This window comes from Sphaerotilus uruguayifluvii, assembly GCF_013294065.1.
GTDB lineage: Bacteria > Pseudomonadota > Gammaproteobacteria > Burkholderiales > Burkholderiaceae_C > Sphaerotilus > Sphaerotilus uruguayifluvii.
In genome coordinates this window covers 122,454-146,554 of record NZ_JABSNM010000006.1, presented here as the reverse complement: position 1 = coordinate 146,554, position 24,101 = coordinate 122,454, and the positions used below count along the sequence as shown (strand labels likewise).

Below are 24,101 nucleotides of genomic sequence, written 5' to 3'. Positions count from 1 at the left end.
CGCCACAGGCACGGCCCGGCCTCGATTCTTGTCACCTTTTTGAATCCATCACGATGCAAACCCGTCTCCTGCGCGCCGGCACCCTGTCGCTGGCCCTGACCGCCCTGTTCGCGCCCACCGGCAGCGCCCTGGCCCAGAACACCGTCTTCGGCGAAGGCCGCGCGCCGATCGTCGCCGGCGAGGCGGCCTCGATCCGTCAGGCGGCCCGTCAGGAAGCCATGCGCGATGCGGTCATCAAGGCCATCAAGGACGCCACCGCGCTGGACGCCAGCGACCCGCGCTTCGCGCCGATCGTCAGCGAGGTGGCCAAGCAGCTGCGCGACGTGCAGGTGCGCGAGGAGCGCCGCGAGGGTCAGGACTTCGTGACGCGGGTCGAGGCCCTGGTCGATCGCCGGCAGATCAAGAACGCGATCCGCGGCACCGATCTGGACAAGCTCAATGACCGAAGCTTCTCGATCCTGATGCTGGTCGACGAGTTCGTGACCTCCTCGCGCGATCTGAACCTGCCGCTGCGCGAGCTCGAGGAGTTCAGCTATGACGCCGGATCGTCCTACCGAGACAAGTCGCTGAAGGCCAGCTCGGCCTCGGACAGCAGCCGCGTCGCGGTCGCGGGCTCTTCGAGCGTGAATGCGGCCACCGCCAGCTCCAGCCGGATGGCGGGCAGCTCCAGCACCGCGGTGGCGGCTCAGGGCCGCGACGGCTATGGCGGCTCGGGCTCGATGGCCGGCGCCCAGCAGACCAGCGTGTCGGGCCAGCGCAGCGATGCGGCCGCCTACAGCGCGAAGCAGAACTACGCCGGCGCCGCCTCGAGCCAGTCCTCGCGCGCCAGCATCGACCGCAAGGACATCGACGAGCGCAACCACGAGAAGATGTCCTACCGCAAGCTGGTCGAGTATCAGGACAGCTCGAAGCCGACCGGCAAGTCGGCTTTCCTGGCGGCCTTCAGCGGCAACCTGCGCGACTACGACATGCGCCTGCAGGACTCGGCCAACACCCGCAGCCGCTTCTTCGGCGACCGGGCGATCAGCCTGTCGATGCTGGAGAACGGCGCGGAGATGACCAAGTTCTCCGAATTCGCGCGCACCAAGTCGAATGCGGACTTCCTGATGCTGGGCAACGCCACCGTCGTCGGCGGCGAGCGCAATGCCGCCACCGGCCAGATCGCCTGCGGCGTCAACGCCCAGATCCGGGCCTTCGCCACCGCGGGCAACGAGCTGATCGCCGCCGAGTCGCTGAGCACCCAGGCCAGCGGCAGCAACATCGAGGAATGTGCAGCGCTCGCCTCGAAGAAGGTCGCCGACCTGATGGCTCCGATCTTCGCCGGCCGAGCCCTGGGCTACTGGGCCGATCGCGCCGCCCGCGGCCGCCAGTTCACCGTCGAGCTGCGCGGCAGCGCACTGCCGCTGCCGATGCGGCTGTCGTTCGCCAAGGCGCTGCGCGACATCCAGGGCGCCACCGACGTCGAGAAGAAGGAAGACGGCGACACCGGCGTCAAGCTGACCCTGACGCTCAAGGGCAAGGTCGATGCGATGGAGCAGGTCTACGGCGCGGTCAGCGCGCAGCCGGCCTTCGCCAGCCGCACGCTCGACGGCAAGGTCGAGGGCGAGCAGATCATCCTGTGCCTGGACCGCTGCAGCGCGCCGGCCGCCACGGCCGCCGCACCGGCAGCGAAGGGTCGCAAGTGATGCCCGCCGCACGCAGCCTGCCTTCGATGCATCCGCTGGCCTGGGCCGGAGCCGCCGTCCTGTCGGGGCTGATGCTGCTGGCCTCGCCGGTCCAGGCGGCCGGTCAGGACGCCCGTGTCTTCCCGCTGAAGGCCTTCTTCCACGACGACAAGAGCGATTCGACGCTGGATCCGGCCTTTCGCGATCTGGTGCGCTCGCTCGGCACGCAGAACCTCGCGGCCGAAGCCCACCGCCAGATGACGGCGGCGTTCGGCGACCGCATCGGAGCCCTGGACCGCAACACGGCCGGGCGAACCTTTGTCGCCTCGCTGCAGGTCAGCCGTGCCACCAGCTACGCGGTCGACAAGGGCACCGGCAACCGCGACGTTCTCGCGACGGTCACCGCCAGCCTGTACTTCACCAACGTGCGCACCGGCGAAATCCTGAAGACGCTGTCGGAGACGACCGTCAGCCAGGAAGTCGTGGCAGGCGCGGGCGAGGTGGCCGGTGCGACACGGCGCCAGTTCGAGCGCTCGCTGCGCTCGGTGATCGAGCAGCTGGTCAAGCGCGCTGGCACCGAATTCCGTCCGAGCACGGTCGACGTGCGCATCACCGACCAGAGCGGCTCGCTGCTGGTGCTCGACACCGGCTACCGGCGCGGCATCCAGGTCGGCGACCAGCTCTCCGACGCCAGCGGCCAGCTGATCGAGGTGATGTACGCCAGCGCGGACCATGCGGTGGCGCAACGCGTGCTCGCCGATCAGGTCCAGCCGGGAGCCACCTTCCAGAAGTACCTTGCCCACGGCGCCGACGGCAAGGTGCGCCCGCGCACCGTGGTCTATGTCGAATCGGTGCCGCAGGGCTACCGCAAGGAGCATGTCGCCCAGCTGTTTTCCGAGCTGGTCGGCGACAAGGCACCGCTGAGCATCGTGCTGGTCAGCCCCGGCTTCTCGAACCTGCTGACCACCGTCACCCAGCAGGCCGCGCTGGCGCGCGAGGACAGCGCACGCCGCCGCCCTCCCGAGTACATCATCCGTCTGACACTGGCCGAGCCGATCGCCTACGAGGCCAGGACCAATCTGGAGTACCAAGTTCAGCGCCACTACGAGACGCTGGCCTTCGCCGAGCTGATCGACACGCAGGGACGGGTGGTGTTCTCGGTCGATGGCAAGGACACGATCGACGATGCCATCTCGCACGGCATCGGCCCCGGCATGAGCGAGCGGCGCGAGGTCAGCGCCAAGAACGCGCTGGTCAGACTGGCCGAGCGCTTCGCCACGCTGGCCGAGCCCAAGGCGGAGCGTCTGCCGGTCATGCAGGGCGACACCGGTCTGGCCGTCGACACCCGCGGCAAGGCCCAGGCGCCGCAGCAGAAGGGCGTGGTCCTGGCACCCGCCCGGGTACGCCTGAGCGTCGACGGCCGGCCCCAGGACACGTGGCTGCCGGTGTCGGAGGCGCAGATCGACAACAGCATCGAGACGGCCCGCCCGCCGCTGCTGGCTGGCCTGCCGCTGCGCTCGCCGGAGCAGCCGCTGGCCGCCGGCCAGCAGTTCGAGATCCAGCGCATAGGCACCGCGCCGAAGTCCTCGGCACGCTTCAGCCTGTGCCCGGGCGAGCCGGAAAACCGCGGCGACATGAAGACGCCCTCGCTGACCGCGCTGGCCACGCACGCGCTGGGCAGCCAGATGCCGGGGATGTTCTACATGCCCGCGATGACAGGCCGGATCGACCAGCTGATCTCTCCGGTCAACAACTTCACCGGAACACTGGCCTGGAAGCTGCCGAGGCAGATCGACACCTGCATCAAAACCCTCGAGAAGGTCACCCGTGCGGAGCCCCTGTGCAGCAAGAACGTCTGCGAAATCCCGATGAAGACCGCCTACATGCTCGACGCCCAGGCCTCGGGCAAGTCCGTGGGCAGCCAGGCCCTGCAGATCGGTTTCAGCAGCACAGGCTTCTATGCCTCCACTCCTGCGGCCCAGCAGACGCTGCTGATGGAAGCGGACGTGGTCGACGAGGCCGCCAAGCTGCTGCAGAAGATGGCCGGCGAGTTGAAGCTGACCCCATGAACACGGCGGGCCGGCGCCTCTTCCGGCCGACTCTTTTCCCTGTTTTTTTCTTCCACCCCACGCGAAACATCATGAACCGTCATTCTTCTTCTCGCATTTCTCTGGCTTCGGCGCTTCTGGCCCTGGCCGCGCTGGCCACGGCGCCCTCGGCGCAGGCCTTCGGCGTCGGGGACCTGCTCGGCGCGGCCAAGCCGGCCGCCACCACCGGTGCGCTCGATCCGGACGGCTTCCTGAAGGCCGCGGCCAACGCCGAAAAGCTGATGGGCAACTCGCTGACGCTGCTGGTGCGCTCGCTCGCGTCGAAGGAGGCCGCAGCCAGCTACGAGTCCGCGATGAAGGCCGCGCTGTCGCAGACCGACGCCAAGGAAGCCCAGAGTCAGGTCAACGCTGCACAGGCCAGCGCCGCAGCAGCCCTCAACGAACAGATCAAGGGCAGCCAGCTCAAGGCCGCAGCAAGCACGATGAGCAGCGAGCAGCGCACGCAGCTCGGCGCCGCCGCCTTCAACTTCTCGCTGGCGATGCTTCAGGACAAGGCGCTGATCGACCAGTCCAAGGGACTGGTCTCGGGAATGAGCACGAATCCGACGCTGCTGGGCAAGCTGGGCAGCATCAAGGATGCGGCATCGAGCCTGAGCACCCAGGTCGAGGTCGGCGCGAAGATCGCCGGTCTGATGCCCGACATCTTCGGGACGGTCGGCGTCAAGGCCCCCGCCTCGAAGGACGACAAGCCCAAGGCCATGGAGGATGCATTCGCCGCCTTCGCCTCCCCCAACAAGTAAGGCGAAGGCCTCACCCCCCGCGCACCGGCAGCCGGACCCGCACGCAGGTCCCCCGCCCCGGCGCGTCGAGCAGGTGGACCCGGCCACCGTGGGCCTCGACGATGTCGCGCACGATGGCCAGACCGAGGCCGGCGCCGTCCTCGCGGCACTGGCCCTCGCCGCCCTGCCAGCCGCGCTCGAACAGGCGCGCGCGGTGCGCCGGGTCGATGCCGGGGCCGTTGTCGCTGACGTCGATGTGCAGCGCAGCGGCGTCGCCCGGGGCACGGCCCGGCGAGCCGGCCACCTCGACCCGGATGCGGCTGCCTTCCGGGCAGTACTTGACCGCGTTGCCGATCAGGTTGGTCAGCACGCGCAGCATGCGGCCGTAGTCGACCTGCACCGCCATCACCTCCAGCGCCCCCACCGACAGGTCGTGCCGGCGCCGCTCGGCGATCGGCTGCATCATCAGCACCGCATCGCGCGCCAGCTGCGCCGCGCACAGGCGCTCCAGCCGCAGCGAGGCCGCCCCGCCGGTGCGCGCGGCGCTGACCAGCTCGTCGGCCAGGCGCTGCATCGCGTCGAGCGAATGGCGCATGCGCTCGAGCGTGCGCCGCGGCGGCTCCTCGCCGGCGCCGGCCCGGCCGATCATCTCGAGGCCCATCGACAGCACCTGCAGCGGCGCACGCAGGTCGTGCGCGACCGTCGCGACCAGCTCCTCGCGCTCCCGTGCCAGCACGCGCGTGCGCTCCAGCGCCTCGCGCAGGTCCAGCTCGCGCTGCAGCGAGGCGGCCAGCTGCACCAGCACCTCGACCTCGTTGGGTCCCCAGAAGCGCGGTTTCATGTCGATCGCGCACAGGCTCCCGATCACCCGCCCCTGGCGGCGCAGCGGCACGCCCGCATAGGCGCGCACGCCCAGCGTCCGCACCGTCGGCACCGCGGCGAACACCGGATCGAGCAGCGTGTCGTCGATCACCAGCGGCGCATCGCGCAGCAGCGTGTGGTGGCAGAAGGTGCGCCCGCTCAGCTCGCGGGTCTCGGCCAGCTCGCCGCAGAAGCCGTGCTGGCTCTTGTAGAAGTCGCGGTCGGCGGCCATGACCGACACGAAGGCGGCCGGCACGCCCAGCAGCGAGGCGGCCAGCGCGGTCAGCGAATCGAAGACGGCCTCGGGAGACGAGTCGAGCAGGCGGCTGTCGTGCACGGCCTGCAGCCGGCGCGCGTCGTTCAGCGCGGCATGGATCCGGGCGGTCAGCGCGGCGGGCTCGCCGGCCACGACAGGGACGGCGGCGCCGACGGCAGCGGAAAGGTCAGGCTCGGAGCGGCTCATCGGCACGGGCCCGGACGGGAGGCCGGGCAAAGGACTCGGGATGGTGCCGACTGTATACGAGACATGAATTATTTTGCGAACCGAGCCATGGCGTCGATCTTTTGTCTAATCAATGTCAACGCCAGAAGTCGACACGGACCTGACAAAGAGCCGACACCAAGGGCCGACGTTCAGGCGTCGACCAGCTGCCGCACGACCAGTGCCTTGACCGGCGGCAGGCGCTCGGCCAGATGCAGCGTGGCCTGGCGGGCCAGCCGTGCGGCCGGGCGGTCGTCGGTGAACAGGCGCACGATGGCGTTGGTGCCGTGGAAGATCCAGCGCGCGGTGTGGCGGTGCTCGCGGTCGTAGGCCTCGAGCGCACGCGCATCGGCCGGATCGACCCGGCCGCCGCGGGCCCGGCGCGCGATCTGGCGGGCCAGCGTCTCGGCGCTGTAGAGCCCGAGGTTGAAGCCGTGCGCGGTCACCGGATGCATGCCGACCGCGGCGTCGCCCACCAGCACGACACGCTGCGACACCAGCCGCGGCGCCCAGGTCGCCACCAGCGGGTACAGATGCCGGCGGGACTCCTCGCCGGGGCCGGGCTGGATGCGGCCGAGCTGGCCGTCCAGCCAGGGCTCGACGGTGGCGGCATAGTCGGCCGCCGGCAGCGCCATCCAGCGCTGCGCCAGCTCGCTCGGCGCGGTCACGACGAAGGACGAGCAGTGAGGCGGCAGCGCGCCGGCCTGCCCGCCCTCGCCAGGATCGGACGCATCGGCCAGCGGCAGCACCGCCAGCGTGTGGCCGTGGTGGAAGGCCTCGTGCGCGACCTGCCGGTGCGGCTGCTCGTGGCGCATGCGGCAGACGATGGCGCTGCGGCCGAAGTCGTGCAGGTCGGCGACCAGTCCGGCCATGCGCCGCACCGCCGACAGCCGCCCGTCGGCCGCCACCAGCAGCGAGGCGCGCAGCACCCGGGCCTGGCCCTGCGGACCGACCAGGCGCACCGTCACGCCGTCGTCGTCGCGCTGCATCGACTCCAGCCGATGGCCGGCCAGCACCCGGACGCCGGGCAGCGCCGCGCAGCCCTCCCACAGCACCCGGCGCAGCGCGTTCTGCGACACCAGCGTGCCCAGGTGCATGTCGGCGCCGATCGGCGCCGGGGCCGCCTCGCCCAGCGCACGCGCGGCCAGATCGGGCAGCCAGGGCAGCGCCTGCGGCAGCCAGCCCGGCCGCGGCAAGGCCGGCAGCGGCGGCAGGCCGACACGCGCATGCGAGGCGTCCAGCCGCAGCGCGGCCTGCGCGCCACCGGTGCTGACCGAGGCGGCCTGCAGCGGCGCGCGCGCCTGCGCGGGCAGCCGCTCCCACAGGCCCCACTGGCGCAGCAGCGCCTCGGTGCGGTGCGTCAGCGCCAGCTCGCGGCCGTCGGGCGGCGGATCGGCCAGCTGGGCGGCGTCCTGGGGATCGGCCAGCACGACGCGCAGGCCCAGCGGCGCCAGCGCCAGCGCGGTCGACAGCCCGGTCGGCCCGGCGCCCGCGATCAGCACGTCGACGCGCTCGGCGGTGTCATTCGGATTCATCTTGGTCTCGGCTCGGTGGGGGATCTGCCCTGCGGCAACCGCGCGATGGTGCCGAGCCGGCCCCGGAAAGGGCTTGTCCAGGGTCAAGGGCGTCTCGGACCGACTCGCCGCGAGCGCTTGCCGTGACCGCGAGGGTGAACAAGAATCCGAAAATGGAAATTATGAGCACACCACAGGACAACCCCCGTCAGGTCATCAGCACCGCCTGGGGCGGCATGCTGGCCCTGCTGATCGTGATGCTGCTGCTGGATCCGCTGCGCAAGGCAATGGGCGGCGACTACGCAGGCCTGAGCCTGCTGCTGCAACAGGATCCGGGAGAACAGGGCCTGCGCATCCTGATCGGGATGATCTGTCTGAATGCGCTGGTCCAGGTGCTTGTGCATGTGCGCTCGTGCCGCACGGCCCGGGTGACGGCCCTGGTCCTCAGCGCACTCTACGGCCTGTTCTTCGTGGCCCACCACATCATCCACCTACGAGCAGGAGAACAGCCCGGCCTGCAGACCGGGCTGGACATGACGCACCACCTGCTGGCGGGACTGGCCGTCTGGGGGGCATGGCGCTGGATGAAGCAGGCCTGAGCCGCGCTCAGGCGCCCGCGTCGACACCGAGCCGGTAGCCGATGCCGCGCACCGTGCGGATCAGGTCGCCGGCGTCCGCCTCGCCGAGCTCGCGGCGCAGGCGCCGGATGTTCTGGTCGACGGTGCGCAGGTCGACCGCGGCGCCCTCGCCCCAGACGCGCGTGCGCAGCACCTCGCGTGTCAGCACCCGCCCGGCCTGCTCGACCAGGCACTGCAGCAGGCGCAGCTCCACCGGCGAGAGCTCGAGCTCGACGCGCAGGCCCTGACGCTGCACGGTGATCAGGTGGCGGTCGAGGTCGATCTCGAGCGGGCCGCAGCGCTGCAGCCGCGAGGGCGCCGCCGCCCCCGTGCCGTCCCGGGAGACCGGGGCGGACGCATGGCGCACCGCGCCGGCCCCGGCCGGCAGCTCGGGCAGCCGGTTCAGGTGCGCGACCAGATCGCGCGGCGCGTAGGGCTTGTGCAGGCACAGCGACACGTTCGGGACATGGGTGCAGCACGCGGGCGCGCCCGAGGTCACGACGATGCGCACCTGCTCGGGAAGCTGCGCGCAGAAGGCCAGATCGGCGCTGTCGGCGCTGTCGGGATCGAGCAGCAGCACGTCGGGCAGCACCTCGCCGGCCAGCCGGCGCGCCTCGCCGGCACTGGCGGCGCCGACCGGAAAGAAGCCGGCCTCCTTCAGGTGCTGCGCCAGCAGCTCGCGGATCACCGGCTCGGCCACGAGGGTCAGCACGGTGCGGCGAACCGGAGCGGGTGCGGGTCGGGCGGCATCGGACATGGCAGACGGACTCCGGAAAAATCGATCGGAGCCGCGATGCTCACGCCCGCGCGTGACAACCGTTTGACAGTCGCGTGATCGGCGCGGACGGTTTCAGCCGATCGTCACGATCCAGTCGGCCCGGTCGCGGGTCGCGGCGATGCGTCGCGCGTTGGGCTCGTCGGTCGACTCGGCCCAGGCCTCGGCCTCGGCCGGCGTGCGGCCGAAGCGGACGTGGCGCTCGACCAGGCGGCGCCGGCGCAGCGCGTCGTCGACGCCGACATACCAGGCCTCGTCCAGCAGCGCGCGCACCGGCGCCCAGCCGTCCTCGTCCATCAGCAGGTAGTTGCCCTCGGCGATGACCAGCCGCACCGAGTCGGGCACGCCGATCGCGCCGGCCACCGGCTCCTCGATCTCGCGACGGAAGACCGGCGCGTAGACCGTCTCGCCCGCGACCGGCGCACGCAGCCGGCGCAGCAGCGCCACGAAGCCGGCGCTGTCGAAGGTGTCGGGCGCGCCCTTGCGCCCGGCGCGGCCCAGGCGCTCGAGCTCGGCCTGCGCCAGATGGAAGCCGTCCATCGGCACCAGGCAGGCCAGGCCGGGATGGTGGCGCTCGCAGTGGCGCAGCAGCGCCTCGGCCAGCGTGGACTTGCCCGCGCCGGGCGGGCCGACCAGGCCGAGCAGCCGCCGGCGGGCGCGACCCTCGGCGGCCGGCGTGTCATCGGCCAGACCGGCCAGCAGCGCCTCGAGGCGCTCGAGCGCACCCGCAGGCAGCGCAGGCGCGGCGGCATCAGGAACGGAGGGCGTCGGCAGCATGGGGGAATTCAGTCTCCGAGATCGAGCGCGGTGGTCTTCTTGACGGTGCGCACCACCAGCATCGAGTTCGAGCGCACCACGCCGGGCAGACGCGTCAGCACCTCCGAATGGAAGCGCTCCAGGTCGGCCGCGTCGCGGAAGGTGAAGCGGATCAGGTAGTCGTTGCTGCCGGCGACGTAGAAGCAGTCGAGGATGGCCGGCTCCAGCCGCACCGCCTCCTCGAAGCGCCGGAGCGCCTCGACGCTGGTGCGCTCGACGTTGACGATGGTGTAGGAGGTGCCGGCCTGGCCGACCGCCTTCGGGTCGAGCAGCGCCACATAGCGGGCGATGACGCCCGACTCCTCCAGCCGCCGCACCCGGCGCAGGCAGGCCGATGGCGACAGATGCACCCGCTGCGCCAGCTCGACGTTGGTCGGCCGGGCGTCATGCTGCAGCTCGCGCAGGATCGCGCGGTCGATCGCATCGAGTTGCACCGGATCAGGACTTGTCGGCATGGAATTGTGCAGTGTCACGCAGATTCGCAATTCCATAGCGTAGCAGGGGCCGAGGTCGACGTGAATGGCAACCCTGTTGCGCGGCGCCCTGCATAGACTGGAAGCCCTCTTCCCGGCTGTTCCCGACCTCTCCAACCCTGCCCGCCCCGCCCATGACGACCGCCCGCGACCCGCGCCTCGACGCCTACTGGATGCCCTTCACCGCCAACCGCCAGTTCAAGCAGGCCCCGCGCCAGCTCGTCCGCGCGGAGGGCATGCACTACTGGACCGACGACGGCCGCCAGGTGCTCGACGGCGTGGCGGGCCTGTGGTGCGTCAACGCCGGCCACGGCCGGCCCCGCATCGTGCGCGCCATCCAGGAGCAGGCCGCCGAGCTGGACTACGCGCCGCCCTTCCAGATGGGCCACCCGAAGGCCTTCGAGCTGGCCGGGCGGCTCGCCGAGCTGGCCCCGGCCGGGCTGGACCGCGTCTTCTTCACCAACTCCGGCTCGGAGTCGGTCGAGACGGCGCTGAAGATCGCGCTGGCCTGGCAGCGCCTGCGCGGCCAGGGCTCGCGCACCCGGCTGATCGGCCGCGAGCGCGGCTATCACGGCGTCAACTTCGGCGGCATGTCGGTCGGCGGCATCGTCGGCAACCGCAAGATGTTCGGCACGCTGCTGGGCGGCGTCGACCACCTGCGCCACACCCACGACCCGGCCCGCAACGCCTTCACCGTCGGCCAGCCGGCCCACGGCGCCGAGCTGGCCGACGACCTCGAGCGCCTGGTCGCGCTGCACGACGCCTCGACCATCGCCGCGGTCATCGTCGAGCCGGTCGCCGGCTCCACCGGCGTGCTGATCCCGCCGCAGGGCTATCTGCAGCGCCTGCGCGAGATCTGCGACCGCCACGGCATCGTGCTGATCTTCGACGAGGTCATCACCGGCTTCGGCCGCACCGGCCAGCCCTTCGCGGCGCAGACCTACGGCGTGACGCCCGACATCATCACCACCGCCAAGGGCGTGACCAACGGCTGCGTGCCGATGGGCGCGGTCTTCGTGCGCCGCGGCATCCATGACGACTTCATGCAGGGCCCGGAGCACCTGATCGAGTTCGCGCACGGCTACACCTACTCGGCGCACCCGCTGGCCTGCGCCGCCGGCCTCGCCACGCTCGACACCTACGCCGAGGAGGGCCTGCTGACCCGCGCGGCCGCGCTGGAGGGCCAGTTCGCCGAGGCGCTGCACGGCCTGCGCGGCCTGCCGCACGTGATCGACATCCGCAACACCGGCCTGGTCGGCGGCATCGAGCTGGCCTCGCGCCCGGGCGATCCGGGCCGGCGCGCCTTCGACGTCTTCCTGGACTGCTTCGCGCAGGGCGTGCTGATCCGCACCACCGGCGACACCATCGCGCTGTCGCCGCCGCTGATCATCTCGCCCGAGCAGATCGGCCGCCTCGTCGAGGCCATCGCCACCGCGCTGCGCCGGGTGGCCTGAGCGGGAACGCGGGCGTGACGCGACGTGTCGTGACGCGCGTCGCGCCCGCGACACCGCACCGTGACAGGTTTCACGCGCTGCAGCACAATCAGGTCGAACCCGGCAGCCGCCGGACCGGGAGCACCGACGCCAACGCATGCTGCTGCAGACCGACCACGCCCTGGCCCGCCAGTCCTGGTACGCGCAGACCGCGACGCGCCGGCAGGACCATCCGCCGCTGCAGGGCGAGGTCCGCGCCGAGGTGGCGATCGTCGGCGGCGGGCTGGCCGGGCTGTCGGCCGCGCTCGAGCTGGCGCAGCGCGGGCGCCAGGTGGTGCTGCTGGAGGCGCTGCAGCTCGGCTGGGCGGCGTCCGGGCGCAACGGCGGCCAGGCGCTGGCCGGCCTGGCCTGCGACATGGGCGAGATCGAGGCGCAGATCGGCCTGGCCGACGCGCGCCGCATCTGGGCGATGACGGTGGAGGCGCTGACGCTGATCCACGCGCGGCGCGACCGCTACCGCATCGCCTGCGACTGGCAGTCCGGCGCGCTGACGGTGGCCACCAGCGCCCGCAAGGCCGCCAGCCTGCGCCGCGAGACCGAGCGGCTGGCGCAGGCCTACGGCCACGCGGGCCAGTGGCTCGCCGGTGGCGACCTGGCGCTGCACATCCGCAGCCCGCGCTACCGCGGCGGCTGCTACGACCGGCGCGGCGGCCACCTGCATCCGCTGAAATACACGCTCGGCCTGGCCGACGCGGCCTGGCGCGAGGGCGCACGCCTGCACGAGCGCAGCCCGGTGCGCCGCATCGAGCGCCACCGCAGCGTCACGCTGCTGCGCACGCCGCAGGGCCAGGTGGTCGCCGACCAGGTGCTGCTGGCCGGCAACGTGCACCTGCCGACGATGCCCGGGCTGGGCGGCCTGCCGGCGGGCATCGGCTCGCGCATCATGCCGGTGGGCACCTATGTCGCGGTGACCGAGCCGCTCGACGCCGGCGAGATGGACGGGCTGCTGCCGACCCGCGCGGCCGTCTGCGACAGCAACTTCGCGCTCGACTACTTCCGCCCGACCGCCGACCAGCGCCTGCTCTTCGGCGGCAAGGTCAGCTACAGCACCGTGACGCCGCCGAACCTGGCGCGCAGCCTGCGCTCGCGCATCGCGCAGGTCTTCCCGCGGCTGGCCTACCGGCCGCTGACCCATGTCTGGGGCGGCTTCGTCGACATCACGATGAACCGTGCACCGGATTTCAGCCGCCTGCCCCCGGATGGTGCGGCCGGCGCACCGATCTACCTGCTGCAGGGCTTCTCCGGCCACGGCCTGGCGCTGACCGGCCTGGCCGGCAAGCTGGTGGCCGAGGCGATCTGCGAGGACGCCAGCCGCTTCGACCTGTTCGCGCGGCTGCAGCACCGCCCCTTTCCGGGCGGCGAGCGCCTGCGCACGCCGACGCTGGTGCTGGGCATGCTGTGGCACCGTGCGCGCGACCTGCTCGGATGAGGTGCGCATGAGCCTGCAGACCCGACCGCCCTGCCGCCGCCATGCCCTTCGGGGGAACCCGCTGGACGCACCGGGATGGTGCTGGCACACTCCCTGCATCACTTCGGTGTCTTCCTGTCCGAACCCCGTCAGTAAGCCCATTGCCGTCGGCTCAACAAGCTGGCTGCAGCAAGCCCAATGAACAGCTTCCTCCCGTCCCGCCGGCCCCCCGTGGTGCTGGTCCCGGCCTGCAACCGGATGCTCGGACAGCATCCCTTCCACGTCGCAGGCCAGAAATACGTCGATGCGGTCCGCCTGGCCGGCGCGCTGCCGCTGGTGGTGCCGTCCGTCTCGCCCGACGAGATCGACACGCTGCTCGACCTCGCCGACGGCGTGCTGCTGACCGGCTCGCCGTCGAACGTTCACCCCAGCCGCTTCGGCGAGGCGGTGCACGACCCCTCGCTGCCGCTCGATCCGGTGCGCGACGACTGGACGCTGGCGCTGATTCCCCGGCTCGTCGAGCGCGGCATGCCGCTGCTGGCGATCTGCCGCGGCTTCCAGGAGGTCAACGTCGCGCTCGGCGGCTCGCTGCACCAGGCGGTGCAGGAGGTGCCCGGCCTGGCCGACCACCGCGCCCGGGGCGAGGATCCGGCCGAGGTCCAGTACGGTCCGGCGCACCCGGTGCACCTCGTGCCCGGCGGCCTGATCGCCGCCACGCTCGGCGGCGCCGACGACATCACCGTCAACAGCGTGCACGGCCAGGGCGTGAACCGGCTGGCCGCGGGCCTGCGCGTCGAGGCTCGGGCGCCCGACGGCCTGGTCGAGGCCTTCTCGATCGGGCCGGCCGCCTTCCAGCTCGCGGTGCAGTGGCATCCGGAGTGGCAGGCCGCCGCGAATCCGGTGTCGATGGCCCTGCTGCGCGCCTTCGGCGCCGCCTGCCAGGACTACCGCGACCTGCACCGCCCCCCCAGTCGCTGACGTCGCGACTCCTTCCGACCGAGCGCCCACGCCGCCGCATGCCACCCCGTCCGGGTCGGCCGTGCCGGATGCGCTCGCCGCCGCGGCGCCGCGCGCCAGCCCGCGGAACCTGACCGAGACGACGATGAACACCGACCGAAACCACTTCTCCTTCAGCGATCTCGAACAGTGGCTCGACGAGCACCGCGTCACCGAGATCGAATGCCTGGTGCCCGACCTGACCGGCGTGGCACGCGGCAAGATCCTGCCGCGGCAGAAGTTCACCGAGGACCGCGGCATGCGCCTGCCCGAGGCGGTCGTCGCGATGGGCGTGACCGGCGAGTTCCCGACCCAGGGCCCCTACTACGACGTCATCAGCCCGACAGACCACGACATGCACCTGCGCCCGGACCCGCGCACCGTGCGCATCGTGCCGTGGGCGAGCGACCCGACCGCGCAGGTGGTGCACGACTGCTACGACAAGGCCGGCAACATCGTGCCCTTCGCGCCGCGCTCGGTGCTGCGCCGGGTCTGCGACCTCTACGCCGCCGAGGGCTGGAACCCGATCGTCGCGCCGGAGCTGGAGTTCTACCTGGTGGCGCGCAACACCGATCCGGACATGCCGCTCAAGCCCCCGATCGGCCGCTCGGGCCGCGCCGAGACCAGCCGCCAGGCCTACTCGATCGACGCCGTGAACGAGTTCGACCCGCTGTTCGAGGACGTCTACTCCTACTGCGAGCAGATGGAGCTCAATGTCGACACGCTGATCCACGAGATCGGCGCCGGCCAGATGGAGATCAACTTCTTCCACGACCACCCGCTCGGGCTGGCCGACGAGGTGTTCTTCTTCAAGCGCACGGTGCGGGAAGCGGCGATGCGCCACAACATGTTCGCCACCTTCATGGCCAAGCCGATCGCCGGCGAGCCGGGCAGCGCGATGCACATCCACCAGAGCATCACCGACGCCGAGGGACGCAACATCTTCAGCAACGCCGACGGCAGCGCCAGCGACATGTTCCGCTGGTACATCGGCGGGCTGCAGAAGTACATCCCGGCGGCGATGGCGCTGTTCGCGCCCTACGTCAACAGCTACCGCCGCCTGGCGCGCTTCACCGCCGCGCCGATCAACATCCAGTGGGGCACCGACAACCGCACGGTGGGCATCCGCTCGCCGGTGGCCTCGCCCGCGGCACGGCGCATCGAGAACCGCGTCATCGGCGCCGACGCCAACCCCTATGTCGCGCTGGCGGCGACGCTGGCCTGCGGCTACCTGGGCATGAAGAACCGCATCGAGCCCACGCCCGAGTGCAAGGGCGACGCCTACCTCGGCGACTACCAGCTGCCGCGCAGCCTGGGCGAGGCGCTCGAGATGCTGCGCCAGGAAAAAGCGCTGGCCGAGGTGCTCGGCGAGGCCTTCGTCACCGTCTACACCGAAGTCAAGGAGATCGAGTACGCCGAGTTCATGAAAGTGATCTCGCCGTGGGAGCGCGAGCACCTGCTGCTGCACGTCTGAGCGCCCGGCCCCGACACACCCACCCGTTTCACCCACCCGTCGTCCCGCCCCTCATCCGTCATGCCCGCGAAGGCGGGCACCCACGCAGGCCCCCACCCGCGCACGGCGTGGCTCCCCGCCTTCGCGGGGATGACGGCAGCGCGCCAGGGATGACGGCGACACGCCACTCAGGACACCGACCATGACCACGACCACCCGCACCACCGCCGACTGGCAGGCCCTGGACGCCGCCCACTTCCTGCACCCCTTCACCGACTTCCAGGCCCTGGCGAAGAAGGGCTCGCGCATCATCGAGCGCGGCGAGAACGTCTACCTCTGGGACACCGACGGCCACAGGCTCTTCGACGCGATGAGCGGCCTGTGGTGCGTCAACGTCGGCTACGGCCAGCAGGCGCTGATCGACGCCGCCACCGCGCAGATGACGAAGCTGCCCTTCTACAACAGCTTCTTCCAGACCACGACGCCGCCGGCCGTCGAGCTGGCCGAGCTGCTGGCCGAGGTGACGCCGCCGCAGTTCAAGCACGTCTTCTTCGCCGGCTCGGGCTCCGAGGGCAACGACACCGTGATCCGCATGGTGCGCCGCTACTGGGATCTCAAGGGCCAGCCCGAGCGCCAGGTCATCCTCAGCCGCTGGAACGGCTATCACGGCTCGACGATGGCGGGCGCGTCGCTGGGCGGCATGAAGTACATGCACGCGCAGGGCGGCCTGCCGATTCCCGGCATCGACCACATCGACCAGCCGCACTGGCTGGAGCATGGCGCCGGCATGACGCGCGACGAGTTCGGCCTGAAGGCGGCCGGCTGGCTGGAGCAGAAGATCCTGGAGGTCGGCCCCGACAAGGTGGCCGCCTTCATCGGCGAGCCGGTGCAGGGCGCCGGCGGCGTGATCGTGCCGCCCGCGACCTACTGGCCCGAGATCCAGCGCATCTGCGACCAGTACGGCATCCTGCTGGTCAGCGACGAGGTGATCACCGGTTTCGGCCGCACCGGCAACTGGTTCGGCTGCGAGACGATGGGCACCCGGCCCGACCTGATGACGTTCGCCAAGGGCGTGACCTCGGGCTACGTGCCGCTGGGCGGCGTGATGGTGGGCGAGCGCGTCGCCAAGGTGCTGATCGAGCAGGGCGGCGAGTTCGAGCACGGCTACACCTACAGCGGCCACCCGGTGGCCTGCGCGGTGGCGCTGGCCAACATCCGCCTGATGCGCGAGCAGCGCCTGGTCGAGCGGGTGCGCGACGAGACCGGCCCGCGCCTGGCCGCCGTCTTCGAGTCGCTGCGAGATCACCCGCTGGTCGGCGAGACGCAGAGCTGCGGCCTGATGGCGGCGCTGCAACTGGTGCGCGCCAAGGACGGCACCGACGGCCGCGGCACGCCCTTCGACCCGGCGCTGGAAGTCGGCATGGTCTGCCGCGGCCACTGCTTCGGCAACGGCCTGGTGATGCGCGCCGTCGGCGACCGCATGATCATCGCCCCGCCGCTGGTGATGACCGTCGAGCAGGTCGACGAACTCGCCGGCCTGATCCGCCTCTGCCTGGATCTGACGCTGGCGGATCTGCAGGCGCGTGGGTGGGTGTGACGCTGGCAACTGACCGGCCGGCGTTTATTCTGCGAGGATAAAACACAGGCACTGCAGGCGGCCCCCTGCAGTGCAGGTTTTGGTGGTCAATTTAGGATGAAGTTATGCAGCATGCAGCGATCAAATGCCAACGACGACAAGGACTTGGGCATTTTATTGACACCAGGTTAGATGTAAATGGCCGCGTTAGGCGGCATGGCCGTGACACCTAAATTAGGTTATGTTTCAGGAGACATCGCGTGTCCGAAGGAAATTCTCTGATCAACTTGGGCGATCTATCTAAGCCAGCAATTGTACTGATCGAAAAGGTCAGCGCGGCCGTTGGGGCGATCTATGAACCCTATCATGTCAAGCGAATGGCTCGCGCCGAAGCAGAGGCCAAAAAAATCAATGTCATTGCAAAAATCGAATTGACTGAGATCGAGCAAAGAGCAATCGATCGTTTTGTCCATCAGGAAGCCAGGAAGCAAGCGAACATCGAGCAGATCACGGCACAAGCAGCTGCGTCACTTCCAGAAGATGCAAAAGTAGAAAATCTCGAAGAAGACTGGGTTGCTCATTTCTTCAAACATTGCGACACCGTTTCAGACAAGGAAATGCAATCTCTTTGGGCGCGTTTGCTGTCCGGAGAAGCAACACAGCCCGGCACATTCTCAAAAAGAACTGTTGATTTCATATCGACCATCGACAAGAAGGACGCAGCCCTGTTCACTACGTTCTGTCAGTTTGTGTGGATGATGGGCGAACCAATTCCGCTCATCTATGAATCTACCGATGAAATCTACACAAAGCATGGCATTACATTTGAAACATTGAAGCACCTTGATGCTATCGGCCTAATCTCACTCGAGTCCTTGAGCGGCTACGTGAAAACCGGCTTTGCGAAGTATGCTCATGTCTCCTACTATGGTCACCCCACTCTGATCGAGTTTGACAGCGATTCCAACAATAAACTTGAAATCGGACACACCCTACTAACCAGCACCGGCAAAGAATTGGTATCAATCTGTGGCTCATCGAGGAACGATGACTTTTACAACCACGTCATCCGCAAATGGTTTGAGTGCGGCTTGGTTCTATCTTCTGCAGTCATTAATCGCCAATAAAACCTAACGTCATCTGAATTTCATACATATATCTCCGACTCCCATGGCGTCAATCCAAAAACGAACCACGCGCCGCGCCGAATAAATATTCAAAGCCCAGCCAGCACCCCAACAAATAACCCCGCCAACCCAAAAGCGCACGGAGCCCCCATGACCACCTCCCCCACCTGGCACGACCGTGCCGCCGCACTAGCGCTGGATGGCCGCGCCTTCATCAACGGGCAGCGCGTGGCCAGCGCCAGCGGCGAGACGTTTGACAAGCATTCGCCGATCGACGGGCGGCGGCTGGGCGCGATTGCGCGCGGGCAGGCGGCGGATGTCGATGCGGCAGTATTGGCCGCCCGCGCGGCCTTCGACGACGGGCGCTGGGCGCGCCAGCCGCCGGCCGCGCGCAAGAAGGTGCTGCAGCGGTTTGCCGAGGCGATCCTGGCGCACCGGGACGAACTCGCGCTGCTCGAAACCCTCGACATGGGCAAGCCGATCCGATTCGCCCGCAGCGTGGACGTGCCGGCCACCGCGCGCACCATCGCCTGGTATGCCGAGGCGATCGACAAGGTATATGACGAGATCGCGCCGACCGGGCCGAACGCGCTGGCGATGATCACGCGCGAGCCGATGGGCGTGATCGGCTGCATCGTGCCGTGGAACTACCCGATGATCATGGCGGCCTGGAAGCTCGGGCCCGCGCTGGCCACCGGCAATTCGGTCGTCATGAAACCGAGCGAGAAATCGCCGCTGACGGCGCTGCGCCTGGCCGAGATCGCGGTGGAGGCCGGGCTGCCGCCGGGCGTGTTCAACGTCGTGCCCGGCTACGGCCACGAGGCCGGCGAGGCGCTGGCGCTGCACATGGAGGTGGACGCGATCGGCTTCACCGGCTCGACCCGCACCGGCCGGCGCATGCTCGACTACGCCGGGCGCTCCAACCTCAAGCGCGTCTACAACGAGCTGGGCGGCAAGTCGGCCTTTCTGGTCTTCCCCGACCACAAGGATCCGGCGCGTGCGGCGCGCACCGTGGCCGGGAGCCTGTTCTTCAACCAGGGCGAGTCGTGCAACGCGCCCTCGCGGGTGCTGGTGCACGAATCAATAGCCGACGACTTCGTCGCCGAGGTGCGCGCGCAGATGCCCGACTGGCAGCCGGCCGACCCGCTGGACGAGCGCACCACGATGGGCGCGCTGGTCGACGAGGGCCAGCTGCGCACCGTGCTGGGCTACATCGACGCCGGCCGCGCCGAGGGCGCGACCTGCCACGGCGGCGCGCAGGCCCGCAGCGAGACCGGCGGCTTCTACGTCGAGCCGACCGTCTTCGACCACGCGACCAACGCCATGCGCATCGCCCGCGAGGAGATCTTCGGCCCGGTGATGTCGGTGATACGCTTCGGAACCGAGGAGGACGCCGTGCGCATCGCCAACGACTCGCCCTACGGCCTGCAGGCCAGCGTCTGGTCGCACGACCTGGACCGCGCGCACCGCGTGGCACGCGCCTTGCGTGCCGGCACGGTGCATGTGAACCAGTACGACGAGGACGACATCACCGTGCCCTTCGGAGGCTTCAAGCAGAGCGGCAACGGCCGCGACAAGTCGCTGCACGCGCTCGAGAAGTACACCGAGCTGAAGACCACCTGGCTGCGCATCGACGGCGCCTGAGCCGCGTGACGAAAGTCCATGCGCTCGCGCCATAATCCCCGCCGCGATCAGGGTCTGCATGCAGTCCGTCACGCCCGGCCGGCGTTCCGGGGCCCCGGGACCGGCCCGTCCCCTTCCTTCCACTTCCTGTCTGGAGAGTTCATGAAGCTGTTCAAGTCGCGGCCCGCCCGGGCCCTCAACCTCGTGGTCGCCGCGGTGGCGGTGCTGTGCTCGGCCGGTGTCCGGGCCGAGGAGGAGAAGGTCCTGAACATCTACAACTGGGCCGACTACATCGCCCCGGACACGATCAAGAACTTCGAGAAGGAAACGGGCATCAAGGTCCGCTACGACAACTTCGACTCGAACGAGGCGCTGCACGCCAAGCTGATCGCCGGCAAGACCGGCTACGACATCGTCGTGCCCGGCTCGAACTGGGCCAAGCAGCAGATCGAGGCCGGCCTGCTGCTGAAGCTCGACAAGAGCAAGATCCCGAACCTGGCCAACCTCGACCCGGCCATCCAGGCGCAGCTCGCCAAGATGGACCCGGGCAACGACCACATCGTCGACTGGCTGTGGGGCTACACCACGGTGGGCATCAACACCGACAAGGTCAAGGCCGCGCTGGGCGACAAGCCGATGCCCGACAACGTCTGGGACCTGGTGTTCAACCCGGACTACGTCAGCAAGCTCAAGGGCTGCGGCGTCGCCTTCCTCGACACGCCCTCGGAGATCCTGCCGCTGGCGCTGAACTACATCGGCAAGGAGCCGCACAGCAAGAACGCCGACGACTACAAGGCCGTGGCCGAGATGCTGAAGAAGATCCGTCCGTCGGTGACGCGCTTCGTGGGCTCGGGCTCGGACTACATCGACCAGATGGCCAAGGGCCAGCTCTGCGCGGTGGTGGGCTGGTCGGGCGACATCATGATCGCCAAGGACAAGTCGGCCAAGGCCAAGAAGCCGCAGAACCTGCAGGTGCTGCTGCCGAAGAACGGCGGTCTGCTGTTCTTCGACACCATGGCCATCCCGGCGGACGCCAAGCACCCCGAGAACGCCCACAAGTGGATCAACTACATCCTCAAGCCCGAGGTGCACGCGTCGCTGACCAACACGGTCTTCTACGCCAACCCGAACAAGGCCTCGCTGAAGTTCGTCAAGCCCGAGATCGCCAAGGATCCGTCGGTCTTCCCGGACGAGGCGGCGCTGGGCAAGATGATCCCGCCGGGCGTGCCTGACCAGGCCACCCGCAAGCTGATCACCCGCACCTTCACCAACTTCAAGGCGGGTCGCTGAGCGGGTCGCTGACGCCCCGGCCCGACCCGCACCGACTGCTCCAGAAAGAGGAAACAGACTCATGGCCAAGCCCCAGGCGGACGGCGCCTTCCTGCGGATCGACTCCGTGGTGAAGGAGTTCGGCGACTTCCGCGCGGTCGACCAGGTCAGCCTGGACATCGCCAAGGGAGAGATCTTCGCGCTGCTCGGCTCGTCGGGCTGCGGCAAGTCGACCCTGCTGCGCATGCTCGCCGGCTTCGAGACGCCGACCTCGGGGCGCATCATCCTCAACGGCCAGGACCTCGCGGGCAAGCCGCCCTACGAGCGTCCGGTCAACATGATGTTCCAGTCCTATGCGCTGTTTCCCCACATGACGGTGTGGGACAACATCGCCTTCGGCCTGCGGCGCGACGGCCTGCCCAAGGCCGAGGTCGCGCAGCGGGTCGAGGAGATGCTGCGCCTGGTGCAGCTGGCCAAGCTGGCGCAGCGCAAGCCGCACCAGCTCTCCGGCGGCCAGCAGCAGCGCGTGGCGCTGGCGCGCAGCCTGGCCAAGCGCCCGCAGCTGCTGCTGCTCGACGAGCCGCTGGGCGCGCTCGACAAGAAGCTGCGCGAGGCCACGCAGATCGAGCTGGTCAACATCATCGAGCAGGTGGGCGTGACCTGCGTGATGGTGACGCACGACCAGGAGGAGGCCATGACGATGGCCTCGCGCATCGCGGTGATGAGCGAGGGCCGCTTCCTGCAGGTCGGCAGCCCGGCCGACATCTACGAGACGCCGACGACGCGCTTCGTCGCCGACTTCATCGGCAACGTCAACCTGACCGACGGCCGCATCGTCGTCGACGAGGCCGACCATGTGCAGATCGAGTGCCCGGACTTCATGCACCACATCGGCCACGGCGTGACCGGCTACCTCGGCCAGGAAGTCACGGTGGCGGTGCGCCCGGAGAAGATCTCGCTGAGCCTCGACAAGCCCGAGGGCCGCTTCAACCAGGTGCCCGGCACGGTCAAGGAGATGTCCTACTTCGGCGACACCACGCTCTACCACCTGGAGCTGGCCAGCGGCGCGCGGCTGAAGGTGACGGTCGAGAACGACAGCCGCGACCGCAGCAAGGCCCCCACCTGGGGCGACCGGGTCTGGGCGCACTGGCAGCCCAGCGCGCAGGTCGTGCTGACGCAGTGAGGAGCGCCTGACGATGGCCCACCGCCCCCCCACCCTGTCCGAGCGGGTGCGCGCGCTGCTGCGCGGGCGCACGCTCGTCATCGGCACGCCCTTCGTCTGGCTGCTGGTGTTCTTCCTGCTCCCGTTCCTGATCGTGCTGCGCATCAGCTTCGCGGAGATGGACGGCGCGATGGTGAGCGACCTGTTCACCTTCGCCAACGACGAGCTCTACATGAAGCTCAAGCTCCAGAACTACCTGAGCATCCTGTCGGATGACCTGTACTGGAGCACCTACCTGCAGTCGCTGCTGTACGCCGGCGCGACGACCGCGATCTGCCTGGCGATCGGCTACCCGTTCGCCTACTTCATGGCGCGCGCGCCCTCCACCGTGCAGCCGCTGCTGCTGATGGGCGTGATGCTGCCGTTCTGGACCAGCTTCCTGCTGCGCGTCTATGCCTGGAAGGGCCTGCTCGACGCCGACACCGGCTGGATCGGCACCCTGCTGAAGGCGGTCCACGCCGATGCGCTGCTGCTGCCGCTCGGGCTGATCTCGGCCGAGGGCCAGTTCATGTACACGCCCTTCTCGCTGCTGCTGGGCATGGTCTACACCTACCTGCCCTTCATGATCCTGCCGCTGTACGGCACGCTGTCCAAGCTGGACCTGCGCCTGCTCGAGGCGGCGCAGGACCTGGGCGCGACGCCCTGGCAGGCCTTCTGGCGCATCACCGTGCCGCTCTCCAAGGGCGGCATCATCGCCGGCGCGATGCTGGTGTTCATCCCGTGCGTGGGCGAGTACGTGATCCCCGAGCTGCTCGGCGGCCCGGAGACGCTGATGATCGGCCGGGTGCTCTGGGACGAGTTCTTCTCCAACAACGACTGGCCGATGGCCTCGAGCGTGGCCGTCACCATGGTGCTGCTGATCATCGTGCCGCTGGCGATCTTCAACCGGAACCAGAGCCAGGAGGCCCGCAAGTGATCACCACCGCTGCCGGACGCTGGACCAGCCGGATCTGGCTGGCCGCCGGATTCCTGTTCCTGTACCTGCCGATCATCGCGCTGGTGGTCTACAGCTTCACCGACTCGCCGGTGCCCAATGTCTGGGCCGGCTTCTCGCTGCGCTGGTACGAGAAGCTCGTCGGCGACGAGGAGATCCGCAGCGGCCTGTTCCTGTCGCTGCGCATCGCCGCGGCCACCGCCACCGGCGCGGTGGTGCTGGGCACGCTGGCGGCGCTGACGCTCGAGCGCCACCCGCGCTTCGTCGGCCGCACGCTGTTCTCCGGCATGATCAACGCGCCGCTGGTGATGCCCGAGGTGATCGTCGGCCTGTCGCTGCTGCTGATGCTGGTGTCGATGCAGCGCCTGTTCGGCGTGCCCGAGCGCGGCCTGGTGACGATCTGGATCGGCCACCTGCTCGTCGGCATGGCCTACGCGACCGTCGTCATCGCCGCGCGGCTGCGCGACCTGAACCCGCAGTTCGAGGAGGCCGCGCAGGACCTGGGCGCGCGCCCGCTGCAGGTCTTCTTCCTGGTGACGCTGCCGATGATCGCGCAGTCGATGCTGGCGGCCTGGCTGCTGACCTTCACGCTGTCGCTCGACGACGTGGTGATGTCGGCCTTCCTGTCGGGCCCGGGCTCGACGACGCTGCCGCTGGTGATCTTCAGCCGCGCCCGCCTGGGGCTGGACCCGACGGTCAACGCGCTGGCCACCGTCGTCATCGTGGTGGTGGCGGTCTTCGTCGTCGCGTCGAGCTACCTGATCGCGCTGCGCGAACGCCGGCTGCAGCAGGAACAGCAGGCGGCGCTGAAGGGCGGCTGATCCCGACCGAAACCCCACTGTACCGGCTGCACCACGGGGGAACTACGGAGTCGTCTGTCAGGAAACGTGAAGCAAACTGGTGACAGTCCCTATGGCGGTCCCGGACCGCACCTGTCCTGTGAACGCTCCGAACCCCGAATTCCTCCCCGGC

20 protein-coding genes are annotated in these 24,101 nt (G+C 69.4%); 15 read left to right on the top strand and 5 right to left on the bottom strand.

Going from position 1 to position 24,101, the window contains the following annotated elements:
* Positions 1-53 precede the first annotated feature (53 nt).
* From HNQ01_RS08810 to HNQ01_RS08800, 3 genes are all read left to right on the top strand, one after another.
* A complete protein-coding gene (locus HNQ01_RS08810; protein ID WP_173805001.1) occupies positions 54-1,685 on the top strand; it encodes a hypothetical protein in 1,632 nt (543 codons plus the stop codon).
* Entirely contained in the window at positions 1,685-3,733 is a 2,049-nt protein-coding gene (locus tag HNQ01_RS08805) for a hypothetical protein (RefSeq protein WP_173805000.1), read from the top strand. Before HNQ01_RS08810 ends, HNQ01_RS08805 begins: the two co-directional genes overlap by 1 nt.
* Before the next feature lie 71 nt (positions 3,734-3,804).
* A complete protein-coding gene (locus tag HNQ01_RS08800) occupies positions 3,805-4,512 on the top strand; it encodes a hypothetical protein (RefSeq protein ID WP_173804999.1) in 708 nt (235 codons plus the stop codon).
* A 10-nt stretch (positions 4,513-4,522) separates the two neighbouring features.
* Here the strand turns inward: HNQ01_RS08800 and HNQ01_RS08795 are convergent, their stop codons facing one another.
* The gene (locus HNQ01_RS08795; RefSeq protein WP_173804998.1) at positions 4,523-5,815 is read right to left on the bottom strand and encodes a GAF domain-containing sensor histidine kinase; all 1,293 of its coding nucleotides are present in this window, start codon (positions 5,813-5,815) and stop codon (positions 4,523-4,525) included.
* 170 nt (positions 5,816-5,985) lie between these two features.
* A complete protein-coding gene (locus HNQ01_RS08790) occupies positions 5,986-7,368 on the bottom strand; it encodes an FAD-dependent monooxygenase (RefSeq protein WP_173804997.1) in 1,383 nt (460 codons plus the stop codon).
* Between the two features lie 134 nt (positions 7,369-7,502).
* Between HNQ01_RS08790 and HNQ01_RS08785 the strand changes: the two genes are divergently transcribed.
* The gene (locus HNQ01_RS08785) at positions 7,503-7,946 is read left to right on the top strand and encodes a hypothetical protein (RefSeq protein WP_173804996.1); all 444 of its coding nucleotides are present in this window, start codon (positions 7,503-7,505) and stop codon (positions 7,944-7,946) included.
* A 7-nt stretch (positions 7,947-7,953) separates the two neighbouring features.
* Here HNQ01_RS08785 and HNQ01_RS08780 read toward each other — a convergent pair whose 3' ends face one another.
* The 3 genes from HNQ01_RS08780 to HNQ01_RS08770 all read right to left on the bottom strand — a co-directional run bounded on the left by HNQ01_RS08780 (position 7,954) and on the right by HNQ01_RS08770 (position 10,010).
* Entirely contained in the window at positions 7,954-8,721 is a 768-nt protein-coding gene (locus HNQ01_RS08780; RefSeq protein WP_173804995.1) for a winged helix-turn-helix transcriptional regulator, read from the bottom strand.
* 93 nt (positions 8,722-8,814) lie between these two features.
* Positions 8,815-9,516 carry a nucleoside/nucleotide kinase family protein gene (locus tag HNQ01_RS08775; protein ID WP_173804994.1) on the bottom strand — a complete coding sequence of 234 codons (702 nt, stop codon included), beginning with the start codon at positions 9,514-9,516 and terminating at the stop codon, positions 8,815-8,817.
* Between the two features lie 8 nt (positions 9,517-9,524).
* On the bottom strand, positions 9,525-10,010 hold the full coding sequence (locus HNQ01_RS08770; RefSeq protein ID WP_173804993.1) for an Lrp/AsnC family transcriptional regulator: 486 nt from the start codon (positions 10,008-10,010) through the stop codon (positions 9,525-9,527).
* 152 nt (positions 10,011-10,162) lie between these two features.
* Between HNQ01_RS08770 and aptA the strand changes: the two genes are divergently transcribed.
* The 11 genes from aptA (at position 10,163) to HNQ01_RS08715 (ending at position 23,950) form a co-directional block, all read left to right on the top strand.
* On the top strand, positions 10,163-11,482 hold the full coding sequence (gene aptA / locus HNQ01_RS08765; RefSeq protein WP_173804992.1) for an omega-aminotransferase AptA: 1,320 nt from the start codon (positions 10,163-10,165) through the stop codon (positions 11,480-11,482).
* A 136-nt stretch (positions 11,483-11,618) separates the two neighbouring features.
* Positions 11,619-12,950 (top strand): NAD(P)/FAD-dependent oxidoreductase, encoded by a 1,332-nt coding sequence (locus HNQ01_RS08760; RefSeq protein ID WP_173804991.1) that lies wholly within the window; start codon positions 11,619-11,621, stop codon positions 12,948-12,950.
* 177 nt (positions 12,951-13,127) lie between these two features.
* Entirely contained in the window at positions 13,128-13,907 is a 780-nt protein-coding gene (locus tag HNQ01_RS08755; RefSeq protein WP_173804990.1) for a gamma-glutamyl-gamma-aminobutyrate hydrolase family protein, read from the top strand.
* 124 nt (positions 13,908-14,031) lie between these two features.
* Entirely contained in the window at positions 14,032-15,399 is a 1,368-nt protein-coding gene (locus tag HNQ01_RS08750) for a glutamine synthetase family protein (RefSeq protein ID WP_173804989.1), read from the top strand.
* Between the two features lie 181 nt (positions 15,400-15,580).
* Positions 15,581-16,975 (top strand): aspartate aminotransferase family protein, encoded by a 1,395-nt coding sequence (locus HNQ01_RS08745; RefSeq protein WP_173804988.1) that lies wholly within the window; start codon positions 15,581-15,583, stop codon positions 16,973-16,975.
* A 239-nt stretch (positions 16,976-17,214) separates the two neighbouring features.
* Positions 17,215-18,081: a DUF2806 domain-containing protein gene (locus HNQ01_RS08740; protein WP_173804987.1), complete on the top strand. Its 867-nt coding sequence runs from the start codon at positions 17,215-17,217 to the stop codon at positions 18,079-18,081.
* A 150-nt stretch (positions 18,082-18,231) separates the two neighbouring features.
* The gene (locus HNQ01_RS08735; protein ID WP_173804986.1) at positions 18,232-19,725 is read left to right on the top strand and encodes an aldehyde dehydrogenase; all 1,494 of its coding nucleotides are present in this window, start codon (positions 18,232-18,234) and stop codon (positions 19,723-19,725) included.
* A 141-nt stretch (positions 19,726-19,866) separates the two neighbouring features.
* Positions 19,867-20,994 carry a polyamine ABC transporter substrate-binding protein gene (locus tag HNQ01_RS08730; RefSeq protein ID WP_173804985.1) on the top strand — a complete coding sequence of 376 codons (1,128 nt, stop codon included), beginning with the start codon at positions 19,867-19,869 and terminating at the stop codon, positions 20,992-20,994.
* A gap of 61 nt (positions 20,995-21,055) precedes the next feature.
* A complete protein-coding gene (locus tag HNQ01_RS08725) occupies positions 21,056-22,156 on the top strand; it encodes an ABC transporter ATP-binding protein (protein ID WP_173804984.1) in 1,101 nt (366 codons plus the stop codon).
* A gap of 13 nt (positions 22,157-22,169) precedes the next feature.
* The gene (locus HNQ01_RS08720) at positions 22,170-23,111 is read left to right on the top strand and encodes an ABC transporter permease (protein WP_173804983.1); all 942 of its coding nucleotides are present in this window, start codon (positions 22,170-22,172) and stop codon (positions 23,109-23,111) included.
* Entirely contained in the window at positions 23,108-23,950 is an 843-nt protein-coding gene (locus tag HNQ01_RS08715; protein ID WP_173804982.1) for an ABC transporter permease subunit, read from the top strand. The genes HNQ01_RS08720 and HNQ01_RS08715 overlap by 4 nt, the downstream gene beginning before the upstream one ends.
* The last annotated feature ends 151 nt before the right edge of the window (positions 23,951-24,101 follow it).